This window comes from Salinimicrobium oceani (assembly GCF_012037645.1).
This window is the reverse complement of record NZ_JAAVJR010000784.1, coordinates 1-417: the sequence shown is the minus strand read 5'-3', so window position 1 is coordinate 417 and position 417 is coordinate 1. Positions and strand designations below refer to the sequence as shown.

General features: G+C 42.7%; 1 protein-coding gene. It reads right to left on the bottom strand.

Translation table 11 applies throughout. From position 1 onward, the window contains the following. The coding region (locus tag HC175_RS24440; RefSeq protein ID WP_369074354.1) for an aldo/keto reductase at positions 1-172 on the bottom strand (172 nt) is incomplete at its 3' end. Positions 173-417 lie beyond the last annotated feature (245 nt).

Below are 417 nucleotides of genomic sequence, written 5' to 3'. Positions count from 1 at the left end.
AAGCTGAACCTATTTCAGCTTCGTTACCGTAAGTTGCCGCACAATCTATGTGCCGGTAACCATTATTAAGAGCGATCTTTACCGCTTCTCCCACTTTTCCTTTTTCTGATTTCCAGGTGCCCAGACCAATGGCCGGCATCTCATCTCCATTCCTGAATTTTAGTGTTTCCATGTTTATGAATTTACGCATTAAATTAAGCAGGAAAAGCAGCATAGCCAAGGAAATTGGGAGGTTTAGCATTTAATTAAGCACCAAATTCCAGGCACCAAATTCCAAAGCAGACTGGAAACTGCTCAAGCTGAGGTTGTAGACCTGAAATATGGCCTAATCTTCTATTCTGAATTTTGAATCCCTTTACCGTCTTGGATGAAACTCCTCCATCACCTTTCGCAGGTGAGAACGGTCGAGGTGAACAT